The 23,629-nt window shown below is 70.1% G+C and carries 17 protein-coding genes and 1 riboswitch; of the genes, 9 read left to right on the top strand and 8 right to left on the bottom strand.

Translation table 11 applies throughout. The annotated features are described in order from the left end of the window. The first annotated feature begins 5 nt into the window (after positions 1–5). The 4 genes from VXM69_RS25650 (at position 6) to VXM69_RS25635 (ending at position 4,211) form a co-directional block, all read left to right on the top strand. A complete protein-coding gene (locus VXM69_RS25650) occupies positions 6–902 on the top strand; it encodes an ABC transporter permease (RefSeq protein WP_034186591.1) in 897 nt (298 codons plus the stop codon). Positions 903–915: 13 nt separating this feature from the next. Beyond that, the gene (locus VXM69_RS25645) at positions 916–1,947 is read left to right on the top strand and encodes an ABC transporter ATP-binding protein (protein WP_367189433.1); all 1,032 of its coding nucleotides are present in this window, start codon (positions 916–918) and stop codon (positions 1,945–1,947) included. 86 nt (positions 1,948–2,033) lie between these two features. Beyond that, complete coding sequence (locus tag VXM69_RS25640) at positions 2,034–2,858, top strand: phosphodiesterase (RefSeq protein WP_059560610.1); 825 nt, start codon at positions 2,034–2,036, stop codon at positions 2,856–2,858. 153 nt (positions 2,859–3,011) lie between these two features. Further along, complete coding sequence (locus VXM69_RS25635) at positions 3,012–4,211, top strand: MFS transporter (protein ID WP_059560613.1); 1,200 nt, start codon at positions 3,012–3,014, stop codon at positions 4,209–4,211. A gap of 21 nt (positions 4,212–4,232) precedes the next feature. On the opposite strand, the gene VXM69_RS25630 is transcribed toward VXM69_RS25635, so the two are convergent. From VXM69_RS25630 to VXM69_RS25615, 4 genes are all read right to left on the bottom strand, one after another. After that, positions 4,233–5,411 (bottom strand): EamA family transporter, encoded by a 1,179-nt coding sequence (locus VXM69_RS25630; protein WP_059560749.1) that lies wholly within the window; start codon positions 5,409–5,411, stop codon positions 4,233–4,235. A gap of 549 nt (positions 5,412–5,960) precedes the next feature. Beyond that, a complete protein-coding gene (locus VXM69_RS25625; protein WP_034186587.1) occupies positions 5,961–6,749 on the bottom strand; it encodes a molybdopterin-dependent oxidoreductase in 789 nt (262 codons plus the stop codon). A gap of 29 nt (positions 6,750–6,778) precedes the next feature. Further along, the gene (locus VXM69_RS25620; RefSeq protein WP_034186586.1) at positions 6,779–7,411 is read right to left on the bottom strand and encodes a cytochrome b/b6 domain-containing protein; all 633 of its coding nucleotides are present in this window, start codon (positions 7,409–7,411) and stop codon (positions 6,779–6,781) included. A 71-nt stretch (positions 7,412–7,482) separates the two neighbouring features. Then, entirely contained in the window at positions 7,483–7,740 is a 258-nt protein-coding gene (locus VXM69_RS25615; RefSeq protein WP_367189432.1) for a pentapeptide MXKDX repeat protein, read from the bottom strand. A gap of 270 nt (positions 7,741–8,010) precedes the next feature. After that, positions 8,011–8,127: riboswitch (TPP riboswitch) on the top strand. A gap of 126 nt (positions 8,128–8,253) precedes the next feature. On the opposite strand from VXM69_RS25615, the gene thiC reads away from it, so the two are divergent. The 5 genes from thiC to VXM69_RS25590 all read left to right on the top strand — a co-directional run bounded on the left by thiC (position 8,254) and on the right by VXM69_RS25590 (position 13,845). Further along, on the top strand, positions 8,254–10,185 hold the full coding sequence (gene thiC, locus VXM69_RS25610; RefSeq protein ID WP_034186584.1) for a phosphomethylpyrimidine synthase ThiC: 1,932 nt from the start codon (positions 8,254–8,256) through the stop codon (positions 10,183–10,185). Between the two features lie 232 nt (positions 10,186–10,417). Continuing rightward, entirely contained in the window at positions 10,418–10,630 is a 213-nt protein-coding gene (locus tag VXM69_RS25605; RefSeq protein WP_021162063.1) for a glycine zipper 2TM domain-containing protein, read from the top strand. Positions 10,631–10,824: 194 nt separating this feature from the next. Next, positions 10,825–11,073, top strand: a complete 249-nt coding sequence (locus VXM69_RS25600; protein ID WP_034186583.1) for a hypothetical protein — start codon at positions 10,825–10,827, stop codon at positions 11,071–11,073. Positions 11,074–11,214: 141 nt separating this feature from the next. Beyond that, positions 11,215–12,141: a DMT family transporter gene (locus tag VXM69_RS25595; RefSeq protein ID WP_049035319.1), complete on the top strand. Its 927-nt coding sequence runs from the start codon at positions 11,215–11,217 to the stop codon at positions 12,139–12,141. Between the two features lie 423 nt (positions 12,142–12,564). Continuing rightward, complete coding sequence (locus VXM69_RS25590) at positions 12,565–13,845, top strand: EAL domain-containing protein (RefSeq protein WP_049035318.1); 1,281 nt, start codon at positions 12,565–12,567, stop codon at positions 13,843–13,845. Between the two features lie 27 nt (positions 13,846–13,872). Here the strand turns inward: VXM69_RS25590 and arfB are convergent, their stop codons facing one another. The 4 genes from arfB to recC are packed head-to-tail and all read right to left on the bottom strand — an operon-like array spanning position 13,873 to position 23,601. Beyond that, on the bottom strand, positions 13,873–14,277 hold the full coding sequence (gene arfB, locus VXM69_RS25585) for an alternative ribosome rescue aminoacyl-tRNA hydrolase ArfB (protein WP_034186580.1): 405 nt from the start codon (positions 14,275–14,277) through the stop codon (positions 13,873–13,875). Then, complete coding sequence (locus VXM69_RS25580; RefSeq protein WP_367189431.1) at positions 14,274–16,589, bottom strand: AAA family ATPase; 2,316 nt, start codon at positions 16,587–16,589, stop codon at positions 14,274–14,276. The genes arfB and VXM69_RS25580 overlap by 4 nt, the downstream gene beginning before the upstream one ends. Then, the gene (recB, locus tag VXM69_RS25575) at positions 16,586–20,290 is read right to left on the bottom strand and encodes an exodeoxyribonuclease V subunit beta (protein ID WP_367189430.1); all 3,705 of its coding nucleotides are present in this window, start codon (positions 20,288–20,290) and stop codon (positions 16,586–16,588) included. The genes VXM69_RS25580 and recB overlap by 4 nt, the downstream gene beginning before the upstream one ends. Continuing rightward, positions 20,287–23,601, bottom strand: coding sequence for an exodeoxyribonuclease V subunit gamma (gene recC / locus VXM69_RS25570; RefSeq protein WP_367189429.1), 3,315 nt, complete (start codon positions 23,599–23,601; stop codon positions 20,287–20,289). The genes recB and recC overlap by 4 nt, the downstream gene beginning before the upstream one ends. Between the last annotated feature and the right edge of the window lie 28 nt (positions 23,602–23,629).

Genomic DNA, 23,629 nt, shown 5'->3' with positions numbered 1-23,629 from the left:
CCCGCATGCAATCGCTTTCCAGCTCCTCCGCGCCGTCACCGGCGCCCGCTCCCGCGCAGGCGAACGGCGTCGCGCGGCGCGCGCCGCACGTCACGGGCGCGCGCGCGATCGCCGCGCTGCAATGGGGCGTCACGCTGCTGCTGTGCGCGTTCCTGATCGTGCCCGTCGTGATGTCCGTGCTCGCGGGCCTGACCGTCAACTATTTCCGCGGCCTGTCGAGCGGCCTCACGCTGCGCTGGCTCGAACAGGTGTGGCAGCAGTATCACGGCTCGGTCGCGCTGTCGCTCGAAGTCGCGTTCGCGACGCTCGCGATCGTGCTCGTCGCCGGCGTGCCGGCCGGCTATGCGCTCGCGCGCAGCAAGAGCCGCGTCGCACGCGCGATCGAGGAGGCGCTCGTGCTGCCGGTCGCGCTGCCCGGGCTCGCGTCGGCACTCGCGCTGCTGGTCGTGTACGGCGGCTTCACCGCGTTCCGGATGAGCCTGTGGTTCATCGTCGTCGGCCACGTCGTGTTCACGCTGCCGTTCATGGTGCGCGCGGTGGCCGCCGTCGCGGCCGGCGCCGACCTGCGCACGCTCGAGGAAGGCGCGGCGAGCCTCGGCGCGTCGTTCGTCACGCGCTTCGTCACGATCGTGCTGCCGAACCTGCGCCCCGGCATCGTCGCGGGCGCGCTCGCGGTGCTCACGCTGTCGATCGGCGAATTCAACCTCACGTGGATGCTGCACACGCCCGACACCAAGACACTGCCGGTCGGGCTCGCCGATACCTATGCGTCGCTGCGCCTCGAAGTCGGCAGCGCGTACACGATCCTGTTCCTGCTGATGACGCTGCCGCTCCTCGTCGCGATGCAGTGGCTCGGCGTCGATCCGTCCGGCACGCGTGCGCTCAAGCAGCGCCCGCGCTGAATTTTTCGCTGATATGAAACTCGATTCCACTCCCATCACCCTGACCCGTTGCGCGAAGACGTTCCGCGGCACGCGCGTACTCGAACCGCTCGACCTGTCGATCGGCGCGGGCGAGACACTCGTGCTGCTCGGGCCGTCAGGCTGCGGCAAGACGACCACGCTGCGCCTGATCGCGGGCCTCGACACGCCGGACGCCGGCGGCACGATCGCGTTCGGCAACGACGACGTCACCGCGCTGCCGATCGAGCGCCGGCAGGTCGGCATGGTGTTCCAGAACTATGCGCTGTTTCCGAACCTGACGGTGCGCGGCAACGTCGGCTACGGGCTGAAGATCCGCAAGACCGAGCCGCGCGCGCTGCGTGAACGCGTCGACGAACTGCTCGCGATGATGCGGCTCGACACGCATGCGGACAAGCCGGTCGATCAGCTGTCGGGCGGCCAGCGCCAGCGCGTCGCGCTGGCCCGCGCGCTCGCGGTGCGGCCGCGCGTGCTGCTGCTCGACGAACCGCTGACCGCGCTCGACGCGAAACTGCGCGACGTGCTGCGCCGCGAGATGAACACGCTGCTGCGCGAGCTCGGCGTGACGACCGTCTACGTGACGCACGACCAGGCCGAGGCGATGGAACTCGGCGACCGGATCGTCGTGATGGGCGCGGGCCGCATCGAGCAGATCGGCACGCCGCGCGACATTTACTACCACCCGGCGAACCGCACCGTCGCACAGTTCATCGGCACGCTGAACCGGCTCGCCGGGCAATGGCGCGACGGCGCGCTGGTGACGACGGGCGGCGCGATCGCGACGCCGCACGCCGCCGACGAATGGTTCTTCCGCCCGGAGGACGCGCAGCTCGCCGATCCCGCGCATGCGCCGCTGCGCGGCGCGGTCGGCGCGTGCGCGTTCCTCGGCGAGCGCACGCGGCTCACGATCGAACACGCGGCACCCGATGCGCTCGTGATCGACGTGCCGGGCCGCATCGCGCTCGCACGCGGCACGGCGGTCGGCCTCATGATCGCACCGGAAGGCCTGATCGCGCTCGGCGCGTGACCCGTCGTTCGGGCATCATTCCCGCAGCCCCCACCGCGGCGCACGATAGCGCCGCGACAACAAACAGACGATTCCGAGGAACGACGATGCTGCTTGCTCAAATCAGCGATCTCCACATCAAGCGTCCGGGCCAGCTCGCGTACCGGCGCGTCGACACGGCGGCCGCGCTTGCGCGCTGCATCGCGAAGCTGAACGCGCTCGAGCCGCGTCCCGACGCCGTGCTCGTCACCGGCGACCTGACCGACTTCGGCCACGACGAAGAGTACGGCAACCTGCGCGGGCTGCTCGCGGCGCTCGAGATTCCGTACTACCTGATGATCGGCAACCACGACGACCGCGCCGGGCTGCGCCGTGCGTTTGCCGCGCGCGCCGAATTGCAGGACGGCGCATTCGTGCAGTACGCGCTCGACGTCGGCGCGGTGCGCGTGCTCGCGCTCGATTCGCAGGTGCCCGGCGCGAGTCACGGCGATCTGTGCGACGCACGGCTCGCGTGGCTCGCCGCGCAGCTCGACGCCGCACGCGACCGGCCGGTGATCGTCGCGCTGCATCACCCGCCGTTCGTGGCGGGCATCGGCCATATGGACAAGCTGCGCCTCGCGCCGGCCGCTGCCGCGAAACTCGACGCGCTGCTGCGCGGTCATCCGAACGTCGAGCGGGTGCTGTGCGGCCACGTGCACCGCACGATGTTCACGCGCTTCGGCGGCACGCTCGCGGCGGCGGTGCCGTCGCCCGCACATCAGGTGGCGTTCGACCTGCGGGCCGACGCGCCGTCCGCGTTCCGGCTCGAACCGCCGGCGTTCGCGGTCCATCGTTATGCGCCCGATACGGGGATGACGTCGCATCACGTGTACGTCGACGAAGGCGCCGGCCCGTATCCGTTCTACGAACCGACGGGCGAACTGGTCGACTGACGGCTTGCGGCACGCACGACGGCGGGCGGCGGCCGGTTCGTCGCCTGCCCGGCAGGATTCGCGTCGCTCCGGTATGATCGGCAGCCTCGACCGGCGCTCGGCCCGCCTGTGCACCCGACGCTTGCCACGCCGTCCAACTTCGTCCGCGCAGCCATGTCCACCGCCTCCACCGACCGTCCGACCGACACCGCCTCGCCCCACTACTCGCGCAGCCTGCTGTTGCTGCTCGCGACGATCGCGGGCGTATCGGTCGCGAACATCTACTACAACCAGCCGCTGCTCGACAGCTTCCGCTCGACTTTTCCCGACGGCGCGTCATGGATCGGCGCGGTGCCGACCGCGACGCAGCTCGGTTATGCGGCCGGCATGTTCCTGCTCGCGCCGCTCGGCGACCGGTTCGACCGCCGCGGGCTGATCCTGATGCAGATCGCCGGCCTGTCGGTCGCGCTGATCGTGGCGGCCACCGCGCCGTCGCTGGCCGTACTCGCCGCCGCGAGCCTCGCGATCGGCGTCCTCGCGACCATCGCGCAGCAGGCCGTGCCGTTCGCCGCCGAAATCGCGCCGCCCGCCGAACGCGGGCATGCAGTCGGCACCGTGATGAGCGGCCTGCTGCTCGGCATCCTGCTCGCGCGCACGGCCGCCGGTTTCGTCGCCGAGTATTTCGGCTGGCGCGCGGTGTTCGCCGCGTCGGTCGCGGCACTCGTCGTGCTCGCCGCCGTGATCGTGATGCGGCTGCCGCGCAGTTCGCCGACGTCGACACTGTCGTACGGCAAGCTGCTCGGCTCGATGTGGCATCTGGCCGTCGAACTGCGCGGGCTGCGCGAGGCGTCGCTGACGGGCGCCGCGCTGTTCGCGGCGTTCAGCGCGTTCTGGCCCGTGCTGACGCTGCTGCTCGCCGGCGCGCCGTTCCATCTCGGCCCGCAGGCTGCCGGCCTGTTCGGGATCGTCGGGGCGGCCGGCGCGCTCGCGGCGCCGTACGCCGGCCGCTTCGCGGACACGCGCGGCCCGCGCGCGATCATCTCGCTCGCGATCGCGCTGTTGGCGTTGTCATTCGTGATTTTTGCGGTGTCGGGTTCGAGCCTCGCCGGACTCGTGATCGGCGTGATCGTGCTGGATGTCGGCGTACAGGCCGCGCAGATCTCCAACCAGTCGCGCATCTACGCGCTGAAGCCCGACGCGCGCAGCCGCGTGAACACGGTGTACATGGTGTGTTACTTCATCGGCGGCGCGCTCGGCTCGTCGGCCGGGGTTGCCGCATGGCATGCGTTCGGCTGGACCGGCATGTGCGCGACGGGGCTGCTGTTCGCCGCGCTCGCGGGCTGGTCCCACCATCGCGGCGGCCGGCACGGCTGAGCGCGGCCGGCCACCGTGGTGTCACGCGTCGGCGCGCGGCACGGCCGGTTCGTCGACGGGCGGCGGCGCGAACGCCGGTGCCGGGTCGATCACCGCGGCGGGATCCATCACGGCAGCCGGCGCCGGCACCGCGAGCGGAACGGCGGAAGGCGCGAGGATCGGCGCCGCTTCGGGAATCGCGATCTGCTCGGGGGCGGCATCGGCCGCCGCCGCCGGCGCGTGCTCGGCCGCCACGGCCGCCGAACCGTCGGCCGCCGCCCGTGCCGCCGGCCGACGCGCCGGATCGAACACGAACGACAGCGCGACACTGCCGAGGATCGCGACGGTCGCGACCACGGTCGCCATCGTCACCGGCTCGCCGAGCAGCAGCGCACCGAGCGCGACCGCGACGATCGGGTTCACGTACATGCAGCTGCTCGCGATGATCGGGCTCGTATGGCGGATCAGATAGCCGTACGCGACATACGCGGCCATCGTGCAGAACACCATCAGGTACAGGAACGCGAACACCGGCCCCACCATCACCTGTTCGATGCGTTCGCCGATCAGCCAGGCGACGAGCGTCGAAATCAGGCCGCCGAGGCCGATCTGCAGCGACGTCGACAGGAACAGGTCCGACGGCAGCCTGAGCCGCGTCGCGAGGTGCGCGCCGCCCGCCCAGAACAGCGCGCCGGCCAGCACGCAGATCGTGCCCAGTGCCGAATTCCGGGCCGCCGCGCCACCCGAGTTCAGCACGACGATACCGACCATCCCGAGCGCGACGGCCGCCCACTCGCCCTTCGTCACGGGCCGCCCGGCCACCGCCGCGATCACCGTCGCGAACAGCGGCACGGTCGCCACCATCACCGCGGCCGAGCCGCTGCTGACCGAGCTGATCCCCAGCGCGATCGTGCCGGACGACAGCGCGACGAGCATCGTGCCGACAATCCCCGCGTTGCGAATTTCGAGCAGCGTCGGCCATTCGGGCTTGCGTCGCAGCGCGAAAATGAACAGGCCGATCCCGCCGAGCAGGTTGCGCAGCCCCGACAGCAGCAGCGGCGGGAACGACTGCAGCGCGAAATGCAGGCCGCTGTAGGTTGAACCCCAGACGAAATAGATGAACACGAGCGCCAGCGCGACCCGGCCGCCGCGGCTTTGCGGCAGGCGGATCCGGAACGAAAAGCGCGCGAGGAAATCGAGCAGGCGGTCGAGCGGCGTCATCGTGCAGCCCGCCCGCACGTCACGCCGCGTGCCCCGCTGAAAGACGCCGGCCATGCCGGCAAACGGTCCTGGCGGGACCGGAAAGGCAGAGCGAACGTGCGGAACGACATGGCAGTGCGAACGGCGACGAAAGAGAACCGGCGAGCGGCGGCAGAGGGACAAAAAAAACGTGCGCACCCGCTTCGGCTGCACACGCTCGGCATTATGGCATCAAGGATTCGAAAGCATCGTCAGACCTGTCTGAAAGCATAAAGACTGACGTTTCGGCGCGACATTTTTCGGCCCGCACGCGGATGAAATCCGGGGCCGGATGAGCGGAACGCGCGCGGAACCGGCGCCGATAACGCGCGCGCACCCGCGCAATCCGGGGCCGTCGAATCCGGCGTCGGCCAAACGGCCCGCCGTGCGCGCCGGTCCGTCCGTCGCGCCGGTCGTGACGGACGACGGGTGGGCTCGACGCGTTCGCGAACAGGGCCGCTGCGGTCGGCCCGCCTGTCGATCTTCAGGTGCGCGAATCCGCGTGCCGGACGCGCGCGCCCCGCGCGCCGCTCACGATCCGCCGAACCAGTTGTAGCCCTGATCGACCCAGTAGCCGCCCGGGAACGTATCGGTCACGAAGATTTCCATGATGTGCTTCGGATTCTTGTAACCGAGCTTGGTCGGCATCCGCAGCTTCATCGGGAAGCCGTACTCCGGCGGCAACTGGCGGCCGTCGTACTCGAGCGCGAGCAGCGTCTGCGGATGCAGCGCGGTCGGCATGTCGATGCTTTCGTAATAATCGTCCGCGCACTTGAAGCCGACGTATTTCGCCCGCGTGTCGGCGCCGGCGCGCGCGAGGAACGCGCCGAACGGCGTGCCGCCCCAGCGGCCGATCGCACTCCACCCTTCGACGCAGATGTGCCGCGTGATCTGTTCCGCATGCGGCAGCGCGCGCAGCTCGTCGAGCGTCCACACGCGCTTGCCCGTCACGCGGCCGGACAGCACGAGGCGATACGTCGACGCATCGACATGCCGCACTTCGTCGATCCCGTAGTACGCGTTGAATGGGAACGGACGCGTGATGTCGGCCTCGGTGTAGGTCGGCGCGAGCCGGTCGGGGTTGAACAACCAAGCCTGCACGCGATCGTTCATGCGCGACACTTTCTCGAGAAACGTGTTGACCGACGCGTCGTCCTGCAACGTGCAGCCGGTCAGCATCGCGAGGCCGCCGAGCGTCAGGACGCGCCGGTTGAAGAGCCGCCGCGACGGCATCTCGAGCTCGCGGCGCACGTCGAGTTCGAGCGACTTGCGGTCGAGCGTCCAGCGCGGCTCGTCGCGGCTTTTTTCGGATTCCGACATGATGATTTCCTTCGCCCGCGGTGGGCAGGTCAGCGGCCGCGCAGCATCGCGAGCAGCGAGCGCGGCACCAGCAGCGCCATCGCGACATGGACGACAAAGAAGGCGACCAGCAGCGACATCGCCCAGAAATGCACGACGCGCGCGTTGTCGTAGCCGCCGAACAGTTCGCGCAGCAGCGGAAACTGGACGGACTTCCAGATCGTGAGCCCCGACAGCACCAGCACGACGAGATCGACGATCGCGGTCAGGTACGCGGCACGCTGCACCGCGTTGTAGACGCTCAGGTCGTCATGCGCGAGCCGCCCGCCGAGCGCGGCGCGGATGTCGCGCCATACGGATGCCGGCGTGACGGGCAGCAGCTTGCGCGCGAAGCGCCCCGTCGCGATCGACATCGCGAGGTAGAACAGCCCGTTGGCGACCAGCAGCCACATCGCCGCGAAATGCCATTGCAGCGCGCCGCCGAGCCAGCCGCCAAGCGTGATGCCGTGCGCGAACGTGAATGACGGATAGATCGGCGACGCGTCGTAGATGCGCCAGCCCGACAGCGCCATCAGGATCGCCGCGAGCGCGTTGAGCCAGTGGCTCACGCGCACCCACGGCGGATGAATCGTGGGCGCGGGCGGCGGCGTGCTCGTGCGATCCGTGACAGGAACCGTTTGCATGATGAAGACTCCCGGATTGAGGCGTCGGGGCGGGACGCGATGCGTGTTGCCGGTCGCGCCCCGCGCATTCGTCAGTTCGACGGGCTCATGGCGTCCTTCTTCATCGCGTCGCCCTTGGACATCGCGTCGTGGCCCATCGCGTCCTTCTTCATCGCGTCGTGCTTCATGCCGTCCTTCTTCATCGCGCCGTCCTTGGCCATCGCGTCGTGGCCCATCGCGTCCTTCGACATCGACATGCCGTCCTTCGACATCGCATCGTTCTGCGCATATGCGCCCGTTGCGATCGTGGCAAGCGCGGCGACACAGGCAACCAGGAATACGTTTTTCATGACATCTCTCCACTACATGGGTTTAGGAGCCGAATAGACGGAGCACACCGCCGGAAATGACAGCGATGTCAAAAAAAATTCTAGACGCCGAAAATGAAGACGCGAATGCTGCACCGCTCGACCCTGGGCGGCCCCACCGGGAAGCCGTTCGGCGGCCGCGATTGCTGCGGCGCACCCCGCCCGGTCCGGCCGCGGCGATCAAGCGATCGCCCGGCGGCATCCGCTCCGCTCCCGGTTGAAACCGCCGCCAAGCCGGTGTATCGTGTGCCCTTGCTAACGCGGGGGTCCTGCAATGCGCCCGGTCAAACAACCGGCATTGCGGGTGAGAAATACCCTTTGAACCTGATCTGGATAATGCCAGCGCAGGGAAGCGTACGGATTTCGCCGCCATCCCTCTGACGAAACCCGCCGCCTCACGAATCTCGTCTCCTGCTTAGCTCGCGCCCCACAATTGCTTTGCATGGGGCCCGAGTAAGCGCCGAAGCGCCGACTCGGGCCGACACAGGAGATCGAATGAACGCCAATCCGAAGTTTCTGTCCGCCGACGCCCACGTCGACGCGGCTGCCGTCGCGCCGCTGCCGAATTCGCGCAAGGTCTACGTCACCGGCTCGCAGCCCGACATCCGCGTGCCGATGCGCGAAATCACGCAGGCCGACACGCCGACCGGCTTCGGCGGCGAAAAGAATCCGCCGATCTACGTGTACGACACGTCGGGCCCCTACACCGATCCGGACGCGAAGATCGACATCCGTGCGGGCCTGCCCGCGCTGCGCCAACGCTGGATCGAGGCACGCGGCGACACCGACGTGCTCTCCGGCCTGTCGAGCCAGTACGGCCTCGAGCGCGCGGCCGATCCGGCCACGGCCGACCTGCGTTTCCCCGGCCTGCACCGCAACCCGCGTCGCGCCCAGGCCGGCAAGAACGTCACGCAGATGCACTACGCGCGCCAGGGCATCATCACGCCGGAAATGGAGTACATCGCGATCCGCGAGAACCAGCGCCGCGCCGAATACATCGAGAGCCTGAAGTCGAGCGGCCCGAACGGCGCGAAGCTCGCCGCGATGATGGGCCGCCAGCACCCGGGCCAGGCATTCGGCGCCGCGGCCTTCGGCGCGAATGCGCTGGCCGAGATCACGCCGGAATTCGTGCGCGACGAAGTCGCACGCGGCCGCGCGATCATCCCCGCGAACATCAACCACCCGGAATCCGAGCCGATGATCATCGGCCGCAACTTCCTCGTGAAGATCAACGCGAACATCGGCAACTCGGCCGTCACGTCGTCGATCGGCGAGGAAGTCGACAAGATGACGTGGGCGATCCGCTGGGGCGGCGACACGGTGATGGACCTGTCGACCGGCAAGCACATCCATGAAACGCGCGAGTGGATCATCCGCAACAGCCCGGTGCCGATCGGCACGGTGCCGATCTACCAGGCGCTCGAGAAGGTCAACGGCAAGGCCGAGGACCTCACGTGGGAAATCTTCCGCGACACGCTGATCGAGCAGGCCGAGCAAGGCGTCGACTACTTCACGATCCACGCCGGCGTGCGCCTGCAGTACGTGCCGCTCACCGCGAACCGGATGACGGGCATCGTGTCGCGCGGCGGCTCGATCATGGCGAAGTGGTGCCTCGCGCATCACAAGGAAAGCTTCCTGTACGAACACTTCGAAGAGATCTGCGAGATCATGAAGGCGTACGACGTGAGCTTCTCGCTCGGCGACGGCCTGCGTCCCGGCTCGATCTACGACGCGAACGACGAAGCGCAGCTCGGCGAGCTGAAGACGCTCGGCGAGCTCACGCAGATCGCGTGGAAGCACGACGTGCAGGTGATGATCGAAGGCCCCGGCCACGTGCCGATGCAGCTGATCAAGGAGAACATGGATCTCCAGCTCGACTGGTGCAAGGAAGCGCCGTTCTACACGCTCGGGCCGCTGACGACCGACATCGCACCGGGCTACGACCACATCACGTCGGGCATCGGCGCGGCGATGATCGGCTGGTTCGGCACCGCGATGCTCTGCTACGTGACGCCGAAGGAACACCTCGGCCTGCCGAACAAGGACGACGTGAAGGAAGGCATCATCACGTACAAGCTCGCCGCGCACGCCGCCGACCTCGCCAAGGGTCACCCAGGCGCGCAGGTGCGCGACAACGCGCTGTCGAAGGCACGCTTCGAGTTCCGCTGGGAAGATCAGTTCAACATCGGTCTCGATCCGGACAAGGCGCGCGAATTCCACGACGAAACGCTGCCGAAGGATTCGGCGAAGGTCGCGCACTTCTGCTCGATGTGCGGCCCGCACTTCTGCTCGATGAAGATCACGCAGGACGTGCGCGAGTTCGCGGCACAGCAGGGCGTGTCGGAAACCGAGGCGCTGAAGAAAGGGATGGAAGTGAAGGCGGTCGAGTTCGTCAAGACCGGCGCCGAGATCTATCACCGTCAGTAAGCGCAAGCAGCGATCCGCGCCGGGTCGCATCGCGATGCACGAAGCCCGCTTTCGAGCGGGCTTTTTTGCGCACGTCGCGTGCCTGCGGCGGCACGGGAAACAATTGATTACGAAACCGCGCAAGCCTTAACAAGTCCTTACAGCAGCACCGCCAGGCGGCGCGTAGATTGGGGTCATGCGCGGCCGCCAGCCGGTCGCGCGACCTCCGCTCACTACCACAAGGACAACGATCATGAACTCGATTCGGCGTTTTGGGGTATGCGCGCTTCTCGTCGCGACGGTGGCCAGCCTGTCGGCCTGCGATTCGATGTCACGACGTCAGCGCGACACGGCAATCGGCGCGGGTGTCGGCGGCGTCGCCGGCGCGGCGATCGGCGGCAGCGCGCTGTCGACGCTCGGCGGTGCGGCAGCCGGCGGCATCATCGGTAACCAGGTCGGCAAGTAAGCCGCCGGCCGGACCCGGCGCAACCTTCGTCCAGACGGCGTTTCCGCGATGCGGAAGCGCCGTTTTCGCATGCGGCGCCGCAATAGGCGCGGCAGCCACCCGGAAATGATCGGTTACCGTTTTGCACACCGTGTCATCGGCGCGCGGCCTAAGCTTAAGCATCTGCCGATTGCCGACTCCGCCGGAGAGACATCATGAACAGGACCCTCGTCGCGGCGGCGCTCGCCTGCACGACGCTCGCCGGCTGCTACTACCCGTACGGCTATTATCCCGGCGGCTATTACACGGCCGCGCCGGTGCAGCCGGCGCCCGTGTACGTCGATCCCGGCCCCGCCTACTACTATCCGGCGCCGGCCTACGCGCCTGCCTGGGGCGGCTATTGGGGCCCGGCGCTGTCGCTCAATTTCGGCTTCGGCGGACGCGGCGGCTGGCGCCATCACTGACCGGGCACGGCCGCCGACGGGTGGCCCCCTGCCCCCTCGACCGGCGATATTCCCGTTTCTTGTCGTTTCATCGAATCGTGAAACGACGGTGCGGTAACGCGGTGTAAGATTCATCGCATCCCGTCTCCGCCCTCACGATCGATGTCACCCAAGAACGCCTTCCTGCTGACCGTGCTCGCTGCCCTGTGGGGCGCGTCGTTCCTGTTCATCCGGATCGGCGTGATCGATCTCGGCGTCGCGCCGCTGATGGCGTTGCGCGTGGGCATCGGCGCGCTGTTTCTCACCGGCTTCGCGCTGACGCGCTTCAAACCCGCCGACCTCGGTGCGCGATTGCGCCGCCATGCGTGGCCGTTGTTCGTCGTCGGCGCACTGAACTCGGGCATCCCGTTCTGCCTGTTCGCGTTCGCCGAGCTGACGCTGTCGGCCGGGCTCACGTCGGTGATCAATGCGACGACGCCACTGTGGGGCGCGCTCGTCGCGTACCTGTGGCTGAAGGACAAGCTGTCGTTGCCGCGTGCGCTCGGCCTCGTGATCGGCTTTGCCGGGGTCCTCACGCTCGTGTGGAACCAGATCGCGAACGCGCACGGCGACACGGGCGCCAGCGCGACCGCGCTCGCTGCCGCCGCGGCGCTCGGCGCGACGCTGCTGTACGGCATCGCGGCCAATTACACGAAGCGCACGCTCGGTGGCGTCGATCCGCTCGTCAACGCGGCCGGCAGCATGATCGGCTCGACCCTCCTGCTGCTGCCGTTCGCGATCGCTACCTGGCCGGCGGCGCCGGTCAGCGCCCACGCCTGGGGCGCGGTACTCGCCCTCGGCATCGCGTGCACCGGCATCGCGTATTTCATCTTCTTCTACCTGATCGCGCATGTCGGCCCCGCCCGCGCGATTACCGTGACGTTCGTGATCCCGGTGTTCGGGCTGCTGTGGGGCGCGCTGTTCCTGGGCGAACACGTGTCGGCCGTCATGATCGAAGGCTGCGCGATCGTACTCGTCGGCACCGCGCTCGCGACCGGCGTGATCAAGCGGATTCCCGGCATCCGGCCGCGCGGCGGCGAAGCGGCCTGAGGATCCGGGCGCGGGCGCCAACGCATCGCGGATGGCGGCACCGCGCACCCGCATTCATCCGACGGCGGATCTCGTTCGCGCCTGTCTCCGCCGCCGGGATTTTTCGTCCCCCGCCCTTTACCATTCGCCATGCGGTCGGGTTGTCATGTGCGCCGGCAGCGCCCGCCGCTGCGTGACGGTCATGCGCGGCACGCACGCGAACGGCACCCGGCCCCCCCGCGCCGTTGCCATGGCCGGGCCGTGTACCGTTTGCGTCTGGAGTTACCCTGATACGCGCGCCGCTGCAATCCCGGTACACTCGAAACACTTATCCGCACGAGGCGGCCTCGATGTACCACGTTCTTTCGCGTCCGCCTGCGCGTGCGACCGCATCGGCGTGGCGGCCCGCTCCCGCGCCACCGTACGCCCCCGGGCACCGTTGACATGAAGCCCGCCCGCGACCTGTCTCTCGACTCCCTGCTCGAACGCCTGACGCCGACGCCCGGCGGCTGGGTCGCCACCTTTCGCACCACGACGCTGCGCAGCGTGTTCCAGCCCGTGTTGTCGATCACGCACAAGCGCGTCGTCGGCTACGAAGCGCTGCTGCGCGTCGTCGACGCGGACGGCACGCTGCTCTCGCCCACCGCCCTCTTCGACAAGACGCGTGCCGACGCCGACGCGCTGCTGCTCGACCGGCTCGCGCGCTGCCTGCACACGGCCAACTTCGTCGCGCAGGGAATCGGCGACGGCTGGCTGTTCCTGAACGTGACGCCGCGCGTACTCGATACGGGCCTCGTGCAGCGCGAGTTCGTCGAGGCGCTGTGCCGGCATTTCGGGTTGCCGCCGAACCGCATCGTGCTGGAGGTCGTCGAGCAACCGGCGCGCGACGAAGCCGCGCTCGCCCGCACGATCGACATGATCCAGCATCGCGATTTCCTGATCGCGATCGACGATTTCGGCACCGGATTCTCGAATTTCGACCGCGTCTGGCGCGCACGGCCCGACATCGTCAAGCTCGACCGCTCGCTCGTCGAACGCGCGACCGGGTCGGCCGACGATCGCCGCATCATGCATCACCTCGTGTCGATGCTGCACCAGGCCGGCGCGATGGTGCTGGCCGAAGGCGTCGAAAGCGACGACGCGCTGCAGACGCTGATGGAGGCCGATATCGATTTCGTGCAGGGTTTCCAGTTCGGCCAGCCCGATGCGTCGATCGCGCATGCGAGCGCGGCCGCGCCCGCGATGCTCGACGCCGCGTGGCAGCGCTTCATCGCACGCCGGCGCCCGCCGGTCATCGCCGAGCAGCCGGGCTTCGATGCGATCGAACGACTCGTGCTGGGCGGTGCGGCCGCCTTTTCCGCCAGCGGCAATCTGCAGGATGCCGCCCAACGCGTGTTCACGGTGCCGGCCGCGCGCCGCGTGTTCGTCACCGACGAGATCGGCGAGCAGTTCCTGCCGTCGATCACCGCGCGGCCCGACGACGGTCAGGCAGTCGCCGCCCGCCTCGCGCCGCTGTTCCCGGAAACCCACAGCAACTGGTCGCGGCGCCCGTACTTCCAGCGCGCGATCGCCGCACCCGGACGCGTCGCGCTGATGGGCCCGCATTTCTCGCTGACGGAAGGCCGCGACTGCTACACGGCCGCCGTCGCGATCCGCGCACGGAGCCGGCTCGTCGTGTTCTGCGTCGACTTCGTGCTCGACAGCGCGGGAACGGTGATGCGCTAGCCGCGCGCGCCGCCGGCCGTTCATTCGTCAGTCGATCACCTTCCCTCTTCCGGACTTCACCACGCTGCGGCGCGACTTGTGTTCGAGCCGCCGCTCCTTCGACGCACGCGTCGGCCGCGTCGCCACGCGTGCGCGCGGCGTGAACGCGACGCTGGAGATCAGCGAATCGAGTCGCGCCAGCGCGGCCTCGCGGTTCTTCTCCTGCGTGCGATATTCCTGCGACTTGATCACGACGATGCCGTCGCGCGTGATGCGCTGGTCGGACAGCGCGAGAAGCCGCTCCTTGATCACCGGCGGCAGCGACGACGCACGGATGTCGAAGCGCAGGTGAATCGCGCTCGACACTTTGTTCACGTTCTGCCCGCCCGCGCCCTGTGCGCGCACGGCCGTCCATTCGACCTCGGCCGGATCGAGCGTATAGCGGATCATCATCGCGAAACCTCCGTGCGGCGTCGCGCGAGCGCTTCGTCGACGCGCGCCGCGAGCCCCGAATCGCGCTGCGTGCGTGTCGCGACCGCCTGCGCCAGCACGCGCCGCGGCCCGATCACCTGCACCCGCGTGCGCGCACGCGTGACGGCCGTATAGACCAGCTCGCGCGTGAGCACCCGGCTGAACGAGGCCGGCAGCACGAGCGCGGCTTCGTCGAATTCCGAGCCCTGCGATTTGTGGACGGTCAGCGCGAACGCCGTCTCGTGCGGCGGCAGCGCGGCCGGCGACACCGCACGCGCGGTGCCGTCCGCGCGCCGGAACCACACGCGCAGCACGCCGTGCGCATCGGGCAACGCGATGCCGATGTCGCCGTTGAACAGCCCGAGCGCGTAGTCGTTGCGCGTCACCATGATCGGCCGCCCGGTGAACCAGTGCGCGCCGACCGCGAGCGGCACGCGCGCCGCGTGCCGCACGTGCGCGGCCACCAGCGCGTTGACGTGCTCCGCGCCGCGCGAGCCGTTGCGGGTCGCGCACAGGATTCGGAACCGGTTGAGCGCATCGAACAGCGGCAGCGGATCGGGCACCGGCGCGTCCAGCGCGGCGCGCAACGCGTCGAGGTAAGCGCCGAACCGCCGCGCGAGCCGCTCGACCGTCGACGATGCAAGCGTATCGCCCGCATCGTCGTGGAACGACGCGGCGGCCGTATCGTCGGCGGGCAGCGCATCCAGTGCGGCCTGCACGTCGCCGCCGCGGATCGCGACCGACAGCCGCCCGATCGGCGAATCGAGACCGAAACGGTAGTTGCGTTCGAGCCAGACGACGCAGTCCGCGAGCGGCGCCGGCGCGTGCGCGACGGCGGCTGCGGCGTCGACTTCGCCGGTCGATGCGGAGGTCGCTGCCGTCACCGATGCGAGCGCCGCGTCGCCCGCGTCGAACGGCGGCAGTTCGACGGCATCGAGCCATGCGAGTTCGTCGACTTCGATCCATGCGGGTGTCTCCCCCGCGGTAACGGTGCCGCCGATATCGGCCGGCGCCGGGACTGCCGGCGGTGGCGATACGATCTCGGCCGACGAAACCTCGTCATCCTGCGGTTCGTCGTCGAAGAGCGATGCCTGTCGCGGATCGGCCTTCTGCCGCGACGCCGGTTTGCGGGAAACGGAAGCCGATGCCGAAGGCAACGCCTGCGCCGAAACGGAAGCCGGACGTGCGGTCGGCACACCCGCCGCGGTGGCGATTGCGGCTTCGTCCGGCACCGGCAACGCCGCGACGAACGTCGCCTCGTCGATGCCGAGCGCCTGTGCGATGCGCGTGCGCGCCGCAGCCGTAAAGGCGGGCCGCGCGCTCAACTCGGCGAACACGGCCCCCGCTTCGACCGCGGCCAGTTGATCCTTGTCGCCGAGCAGCACGAGCCGTGCGCCCGGCGCAAGCGCGTCGAGCAGATGCGCGGCGAGCGCGACGTCGATCATCGACGCCTCGTCGACGACGATCAGGTCGTACGGCAACGGATTGTCGCGATGATGGCGGAAGCCGGCCGCCCCGCCGCCGCCCAGCAGCCGGTGCAGCGTATACGACGTGTCGGGCAGGCGTGCCGCGAGTTCGGGCGGCAGGTCGCCGGCCCGTGCATGCAGCGCTTCCTGCATCCGCTGCGCGGCCTTGCCGGTCGGTGCGGCCAGCGCGATGCGCAGCCCCGGGTGCGCGTCGAGCAGGCAGGCCAGCACGCCGACGACCGTCGTCGTCTTGCCCGTGCCGGGGCCGCCGCTGACGATCGTCACGCGGCCCGTCAGCGCGACGATCGCCGCCACGCGCTGCCAGTCGACTTCGCCGTTGGCCGGCCCGAAATAGCGCGCGAGACTGTCGCGCAGCCGGTCGGGCGACAGGCCTTCGTCCGGACCGGCAACCCCGGCCTGTGCGACGAGCGCATCGGCAAGCCGCCGTTCGTAATCGAAATAGCGCGACAGGTACAGGTGATCGTGCCGGTCGACGATCAGCGGCCGCTCGTCGCCGCGCGCCAGCGTGCCGAACGCGACCACGCCGCTCGCGGCAAGCGCGGCGCGCACCTCGTCGAGCGGTGCGTCGTAGCGCTGCGCGAGTGCGCCGAGCGCGACGCACACGTGGCCGCCGGCCGTCGCGCGGCTCGTCGCGAACGCGGCGCGCGCCGCCCAGCGTGCCGCGGCCGACGGCGCGCCGGCGCGCCGCGCGAGTTCGCCGATGCGACGCGCGAAGCCTTCCGCAAGCGCGATGCCGAAATCGGCCGGCTCGGGCAGCCGCGCGACGAGGCCGCCGGTGAATTCGAGCGTGTCGTCCGACGCGTTCATGCGCGCCTCCCTTCCATCATGCGGTCGAGGGCCTCGACGAGCGCACGCGCGGGCCGGCGGGCATGCACGCCGGACGGCTCGCCGCCGCTGCGCCAGCCGGGCCGCACGCCGCGCACGAACAGGTACAGGTAGCCCGCGATGTGCGTATCGTAGTCGTAGTCGGGCAGCCGTCCGCGCAGGTAGCGATGCAGCGCGACCGTGTAGAGCAGCGCCTGCAGGTGATACGCGTGATCGGCCATCGCGACGTCGAGCGCGCGCGGACCGTAGGCATCCGGCGTCGTGCCGAGATGGTTCGACTTCCAGTCGACGATCCAGAAGCGGCCGTCGTGTTCGACGATCATGTCGATGAAACCCTTGATGAAACCGGCGAGCGTGCCCGCCTCCAGTGCGACGTCCGGATAGCCGTGCGCGACCAGCAAGCGGCGCAGCGCCGCCAGGTCGAGCGACGGTGCCGGGAACAGGAACCCCATTTCGTCGAGCCGCTTCGCCGGATCGAGATCGGCGAGCCGCATGCCCGGCACGAGCTCGGTGTGCACGACATCGTCGACCAGCTGCGCCATCATCGCCGGCAGCCGGGTAGCGAGCTCGGGCTCCGCCTCGACCGGCCGGTCATGCAGCGCGCCGAGCGCGGCCGCGTGCCACGACTCGGGCTCCGTGAAGCGGCTGAGTTCGAACAGGCGGTGCAGGCATTCGCCGGCCGCGGCCCCGCGCGGGAACACGAGGATGTCGTCGTCCGGCGGTTCCGCCGCGGCCGGCTCCGAGAAGTGCCATTCGCCGTCCGGCGTCACCTCGGCAAGCGCATCGTGATCGGGCCGCAGTTCGTCGTCGGGCACGGCCGCGACGCCCGCCTCCTCGCGCGCCATCGACTCGGTCAGCGAGCTGAAGCTCGCCATCCGCCACGCGTCGCGCAGCACACGCGTCGCGTGGCGCGCCGCGAGCGTCTGCGAGGCGTCGTGCCCCGCCGCGAGACGCTCGCGGCGCGCGGGCACGGGCAGCGGCGCGACGCTCACGGGGCCGCCCGCGAGCGCGCGCCACGCCGCCTCGAGCGCAGCCTCGTCGGGCGGTTCGTCGAGCCACGCATCGAACGACTGGCCGGCGCCGGCGACGAGCCAGTTGAGCACGCTGCGCCGCGCTTCGCGCGTCGAGCGCGACGACAGGTACGGCCCGGCAACGACATAACAACGATAGACCGCACGCGTGAGCGCCACGTAGACGAGCCGCGCGCGTTCCGCGGCCTGCTCGCGCAACGCCTGCCGCGCCGCGTGCGCGGCCGCCTCGTCGTCGCATCCGTAATGCAGCACGGCGTCGCCCGCTTCGTCGTGATACTCGCGCGCATCGGGCAACGCGGACGCAGGCGGTTCGCGCAATCCGCCGTCGTTCAGGAACGGACAGAACACGATTGCGTATTCAAGCCCCTTCGACTTGTGCACCGTCACGATCTGCACGAGGTTGCGATCGGATTCGAGCCGCAGCTGCGCTTCCTCGCCGCCGCCGTCGAGCCGTTGCGCGGCGAGCCAGCGCAGCGTCGGCGCGATGCCCGGCTGCGCGGAAGCGCGCGCCTGCGTCAGTTCGGCCAGATGGTTGATGTCGGTCACACGACGCTCGCCGTCCGCACCGGCCATCAGCCGCTCGGCGATCCGCAGCTCGCGCGTGAACGTGCGCCACATCACCGCGAAACCGCGTTCGCGCCACAGCAGCCGATAGCGCGAGAAGCGCTCGACCCAGCTCATCGCGTCGGTGCTGTCGGACGCGCCGCTCGACGCGTCGCCGTCGCCCTGCTCCATCCGCCACAGTGCACCAGCATCGAGGCCGAACCAGTCGGATGCGAGCGCCGCGCGCAGGCGCCGCAGGTCGCCCGGCGCATCGATCGCCGCCAGCACGCGTTCGAGCTGCTCGGCGTCGCCGGTCGAGAACACCGACGCCTGCGCCAGCTCGACGCTGCCGATGCCCCAGGTGGCGAGCACGCGTTTCACGAGACTGCCCTGCCGGTGCGTCTGCACGAGCACCGCGATGTCGCCCGGCGACAGCGGCGTGTCGCCGAGCCGCACGTGCCCTTCGCGCGCGCCGCGCATCAGCCGCGCGATCTCGGCGGCACACGCCTGCGCGGCCTGTGCCTGCGCATCGCGCTTGAGCAACGTACCTTCCCCGCCCGGCAATGCCCAGACCCGGAAGTCGCCGGACGGGCCCGGATCGGTTTCGTCGACGAACGGCGCGCGCACGCGCGTGCCGGCACGCACCGCGTAATAGTCGAGCCCGTCGAGCACGAACGCGCGCGGATTCGACATGAAGAAGCGGTTGCATGCGTCGACGATCGCGGGCGTCGAACGCTGGTTGACCGCGAGCGTGTAGCACGCGCTCGCTCGTGCGCGCGCCGCCAGATAGGTATGCAGATCGGCCGCGCGAAAGCTGTAGATCGCCTGCTTCGGATCGCCGACCAGGAACAGCGGGCCGGCCGGCGCGAAGATCCGGTCGAAGATCGCGAACTGCAGCGGGTCGGTATCCTGGAACTCGTCGATCAGCGCGGCCGGATAGCGTGCGCGCAGCGTCTCGGCGAGCCACGGATGCGCATGCAGCGCGTGGTACAGGTTAGCCAGCAGATCGTCGAACGACACGACGCGCCGCGTGCGCTTGCGCTCGGCCAGCTCGCCCGGCGCCACGTCGAGCCAGTCGGCGATCAGCGCGAGCCAGCGCGCGCGCTGCGTGGCCTCGGCGGCGGCCACCGCGGCTTCGAGCGCATCGGCGACGTCGAAGAACGCGTGCTCGGGTGTCACGCCGCCTTTCTTCGTCGCTTTCGTCAGCGCGGATTGCGTGAGCTTCAGCGCGGCTTTCGGCAGCGCGGCCGTCGCGTCGCCCTGCGCGAAATGCGCCGTCCAGGCGGCCAGCGCATCGGCGACCGCATCGGGCTTGTGCGAGCGCTGGTTGAGCGCGGGCTGCGCCGTGCGCAGCAACGCGTCGATCGTCTCGCGCTCGGCCGCCCACAGCCGCGCCGCCTCGGCGAAGCATTCGGCCGCGGCGGCCTCGGCCGACTCGTCCGGCTCGGTCACGCCGTCCCAGCGCAGCGCGGCGAGCGGCTTCTTCAGCCGGCGCGCAAGCTGCGCATCGAGCGCGGCCGGGCCGGCGCCCGATTCGACGAGCCAGGTCGCGAAACCCGGCCAGCGCGCGGCCGCCGGTTCGACGCGCGTGCGCCAGAAATCCGCCGCGAGTTCGAAGCGCAGCGACGCATCGTCGGCCTCCATGTCGAACGCGAACGGCATCGCGGCGGCGAACGGCGCTTCCTGCAACGCACGCTGGCAGAACGCGTGAATCGTATGGATCGCGGCCTGGTCGAACGCGCGCAGCGCGCGCCGGATGCGCTTCGCGGCCGTCTCGGGGTCGAGCGCGCCGTCTGCGCCGAGCGTGGTCTCGAGCAGGCGCGAGATGAACGGGTCCCCGCCGTCGTCGCCCGTATCGAGCGCATGCGCAAGCTGCGCGAGCCGGCTGCGAATCCGCTCGTGCAGCTCGGCCGTCGCCGCCTTCGTGAAGGTCACGACGAGGATTTCGTCCGCGCCGAGATCCTTCTCGAGCAGCAGGCGCACGTACAGCGCGCAGATGTTCCAGGTCTTGCCGGTGCCGGCCGATGCCTCGATCTGGTTGACGCCGTCGAGCGGGCACGCGAACACGTCGAGTTCGAGCGCCTGCTGCGGCTGCGACACGGCGCTCATGCAACCTCCTTCAGATGCTCGATCAGCGGCTCGAACACGAGCCGCGCCAATGTGCCGAACGGCTCGTCGAGCGACGGGTGCGCACCGCGCCATGCGATCGCGATCGCCGGATCGTCCGCTTCGCTCACGACACGTTCGTTGATCCACACGCTCGCGGCCTTGGCCTCGCCGTCGGACACCCGCGCCCATGCGCTGCGCGGAAAGAACCGCAGCGGCATCCGCCGCCCCGCGCGGAACAGCGCGGCAAGCGGCGCGAGCCGTTCCAGCGGCGCCGCGACGGGCGTCAGCTCGAACGCGCCGCCGCTGCCGAACCACAGCGTGCGGCGCGGCCCGCCGGGCTCGACCGCGCAGTACACGAGATGCGCGAGCCAGGCGGACAGATAGTCGCGCGCGCTCGGTCGTGCGTAGCGATAGATGATCTGCCCGGCCGGCGTCAACCGGTTCAGCGTGCCCTGCAATTCGAGCGGCGCGCTCACCGCGTCGGCCGACAGCATCGCGTCGTCCGTGCCGAACAACGCCTGCTCCGTATCGGGCCATGCCGGCACGACCGTGAGCGAGAACGGCCGCCGCTCGATGCCGTCGGCCAGCGCGCGGCGCACGCTCGACGCAAGCTGCGTCATCGAGCCGAGCGCCTGATCGCGCCACACCGTGCCCGTCGCGCCGCCCGGCAGTTCGGGGCTCGCATCGGCAATGCGCAGCGCGTGGTCATGCACCGTGCCCTCGTCCGATTCGATCAACAGCGGCAACACGCGCTCGGCGAGCGCATCACTGCCGGCGAAGTCGAGCGAGAACGGTTCCGTATCGAGCAGTTCGGCCTGCGCGTCGGCAAGCACGATGCCGAGCCGGCCGCGCAGCAACGCGCGCGCCGGATGGCGCCAGAAGCGTTCGAATTCGCTGAACGCGACGGGCTCGACCGGTTCGGCCGGCAGCGGCTGCGCGAAGAACGGCAATTCGCGCGGGCCGTCGCGCGACGCTTCGGCGGCGAGCAGCGACGCGAGCGTCGCCCGCTCGGCGTCGTAGGACACGAGCGCGCTGCCGGGCTGGAAATACGCGGCCGCGAACGGTTGCAGCGGATGCTCGACGATGAACGCGCGCCGCGCGGCATCGACGGCGTCCGGCGCGGCGTCGGGCCCGGCCGTGACGATCGCCAGATGATCGAGCAGTTCGTCGACGAGCGCCGCGGGCGGCAACGGCGCGTTGTCGCGGATGCTGCGGCCCGTATAGGCGATCAGCAGCCGGTCGCGCGCGGCCAGCAGCAGGTCGAGAAACAGGTTGCGCTCGTCGTCGCGGCGCTGCCGGTCGCCGAGCTTCGGCAACACGGCCATCAGGTCGAATTCGTCCGCGCGCGCGAGGCTCGGCAGCACGCCGTCGTCCATCCCGAGCAGACAGACGACGCGATACGGCAGCCCGCGCAGGCTCGTCAGCGACGAGAACGTGACGCCGCCCCACGGCACCCCGCCGCGCGCCGGATCGTCGAGCGCCGCGGCCAGCCCCGCGCGGACGACCGCGGCCGGCAACGCTTCGTCGGGCGCCCCTTCCGTCATCGCGGCCAGCATCGCGTCGAGCGCATCGCGCACGCCGGCCAGCGCGTCCGCATATGCGGCGCCCGAATCGAAGAAGCGCGCGAGCGTATCGGCGAACAGTTCGCTCCAGCCGCTCGGCGTGTGCGATTCGGCCAGGCGACGCGCGAAGCCGTCGAGATCGTCGGTAAAGCGCGCCAGCCGGCCGAGCAGTTCGGCCTCGCTGCCCGTGGCCGCCTCGATCGGCAGCCACGCGCCGATCGGCGCCGCGCCTTCCGGCATCGCATAGCCGAGAAAGAGCCGCGCGAGCGCATCGGAGAACGTATGGCGCGGCGCGGGCACGGCCGCGTCGTCGCTGACAAGCGGCGACAGCCCGCGCCGCGCGCCGGCGGCCGCGAGCCAGGTCTGCACCGTCTCGAGCGCGGCCGCGTCGATGTCGTATCGCGCGGCCACCGCATCGACGCGCAGCCATTCGACCAACTCCGGCGCGCCGACCTGCCGTTCCGGCAACGTGAGCCAGTCGAGCAGCACGCGGGCGACCGGGTTCGCCTGCGACGGCGGCAGGCCGGTGATCCGGTAAGGCACGCGCGCGCCGCCGGCGCCGGCCGTGCCGAACACCGCATCGATCAGCGGCCCGGCCGCCGCGAGGTCGGCCACCGCGACCAGCACGTCGGACGGCTGCAGGCTCGCATCGGCGTCGAACCACGCGAGCAGGCGGTCGTGCAGCACCTCGAGCTGGCGCGCGAGGCTGTGGCACACGTGCACCTCGATGCCGCGCTCGGCCGGCGTGTCGCCGGTTTCGGCCTCCGGCCGCAGCTCGAGGATCGCGTTCTGCACGCGTGCGAGCCACGTGGGCGCGGGATTCTCGACGAAGCGCGAGGCATCGCCCGACGCGGCGCTTTCAGTCAGCTCGTGCAGCATGTGCAGCTGCGCCTGCGTCTGCCGGCCCCACTCGGCGAGCAGCGGATGGCCGACTTCCTGATAGTCGAGCCGCCCGGCCGCATCGAGTGTCTCGGCGTGCGCGGCCGTGACGATGTCGAACCAGAATTCGCGGCACGGGTTCAGCGCATAGACGCGCACGTCGATCCAGCGCGACAGCTCGCGCAGCAACGCGACGTGCAGCGGCGGCATCGTCGGCAGCGCGAACACGCTGACCGATTCCGGCCAGTCTGCGCACGCGACCGTTTCGGCATCGAGATGGCGCGCCTCGACGAGGAAACGGTGCGCGGGCGGCGTGCCGCTGTCGCTCAGCTCGGCGAGCAGCGCGCGCCACAGCGCGGCCTGCCAGCGCTCGTCGTCGCGTGCGGCGTCGCCCGCGAGCACGGATTCGCCGGCCTGCCAGGCGGCCAGCCATTCGGGGCGATAGGTCAGGTAATGATCGAGCACGGCCGCGACGCGGTGCGCGAGCTCGTAGCGCATCGCATCGTCGGAGGCGGACAGGTACGCGGCCAGCCGTGGCGAGGCGAGCCATGGCGCGCCGCCGGCCGCCTGCGCGAGCAGCCGGTAGCAGCGCCACACGAGACGGTCGGGCGCGAACGGCGAACGCTTGGGCACCTCCATCACGCGGCCGATCTGCGCCCACAGCCACTGCGCGAGATACGTGAACTCGACGTTCGCGCACACGCCGTTGCGTGCGGCGATGTCGAGCTCGAGACGACGGCGCAGCGCCGCGCTCGGCACGATGACCTGTTGCGGCGCCCACAGGCCGTTGCGGGCCGGGAACGCGGCCAGATCCTCGAGCAGCGCGTCGGCCAGCGTCTCGTGACGGTTCGAATAGAAGAGATGGAGCATGAAGCGGGCGTCGGAACCTCGCCCCGGC

The organism is Burkholderia sp. Ed8 (genome assembly GCF_040761425.1).
Lineage (GTDB): Bacteria > Pseudomonadota > Gammaproteobacteria > Burkholderiales > Burkholderiaceae > Burkholderia > Burkholderia seminalis.
The sequence above is the reverse complement of the archived record's forward strand: the minus strand, read 5'-3'. Positions and strand labels throughout refer to the sequence as shown.

What these genes read in the sequence shown, in the direction of transcription:
- VXM69_RS25650 (WP_034186591.1), top strand. Translation starts at nt 6, where the DNA reads ATGCAATCGCTTTCCAGCTCCTCCGCGCCGTCACCGGCGCCCGCTCCC.
- VXM69_RS25645 (WP_367189433.1), top strand. Translation starts at nt 916, where the DNA reads ATGAAACTCGATTCCACTCCCATCACCCTGACCCGTTGCGCGAAGACG.
- VXM69_RS25640 (WP_059560610.1), top strand. Translation starts at nt 2,034, where the DNA reads ATGCTGCTTGCTCAAATCAGCGATCTCCACATCAAGCGTCCGGGCCAG.
- VXM69_RS25635 (WP_059560613.1), top strand. Translation starts at nt 3,012, where the DNA reads ATGTCCACCGCCTCCACCGACCGTCCGACCGACACCGCCTCGCCCCAC.
- VXM69_RS25630 (WP_059560749.1), bottom strand. Translation starts at nt 5,411, where the DNA reads ATGACGCCGCTCGACCGCCTGCTCGATTTCCTCGCGCGCTTTTCGTTC.
- VXM69_RS25625 (WP_034186587.1), bottom strand. Translation starts at nt 6,749, where the DNA reads ATGTCGGAATCCGAAAAAAGCCGCGACGAGCCGCGCTGGACGCTCGAC.
- VXM69_RS25620 (WP_034186586.1), bottom strand. Translation starts at nt 7,411, where the DNA reads ATGCAAACGGTTCCTGTCACGGATCGCACGAGCACGCCGCCGCCCGCG.
- VXM69_RS25615 (WP_367189432.1), bottom strand. Translation starts at nt 7,740, where the DNA reads ATGAAAAACGTATTCCTGGTTGCCTGTGTCGCCGCGCTTGCCACGATC.
- thiC (WP_034186584.1), top strand. Translation starts at nt 8,254, where the DNA reads ATGAACGCCAATCCGAAGTTTCTGTCCGCCGACGCCCACGTCGACGCG.
- VXM69_RS25605 (WP_021162063.1), top strand. Translation starts at nt 10,418, where the DNA reads ATGAACTCGATTCGGCGTTTTGGGGTATGCGCGCTTCTCGTCGCGACG.
- VXM69_RS25600 (WP_034186583.1), top strand. Translation starts at nt 10,825, where the DNA reads ATGAACAGGACCCTCGTCGCGGCGGCGCTCGCCTGCACGACGCTCGCC.
- VXM69_RS25595 (WP_049035319.1), top strand. Translation starts at nt 11,215, where the DNA reads ATGTCACCCAAGAACGCCTTCCTGCTGACCGTGCTCGCTGCCCTGTGG.
- VXM69_RS25590 (WP_049035318.1), top strand. Translation starts at nt 12,565, where the DNA reads ATGAAGCCCGCCCGCGACCTGTCTCTCGACTCCCTGCTCGAACGCCTG.
- arfB (WP_034186580.1), bottom strand. Translation starts at nt 14,277, where the DNA reads ATGATGATCCGCTATACGCTCGATCCGGCCGAGGTCGAATGGACGGCC.
- VXM69_RS25580 (WP_367189431.1), bottom strand. Translation starts at nt 16,589, where the DNA reads ATGAACGCGTCGGACGACACGCTCGAATTCACCGGCGGCCTCGTCGCG.
- recB (WP_367189430.1), bottom strand. Translation starts at nt 20,290, where the DNA reads ATGAGCGCCGTGTCGCAGCCGCAGCAGGCGCTCGAACTCGACGTGTTC.
- recC (WP_367189429.1), bottom strand. Translation starts at nt 23,601, where the DNA reads ATGCTCCATCTCTTCTATTCGAACCGTCACGAGACGCTGGCCGACGCG.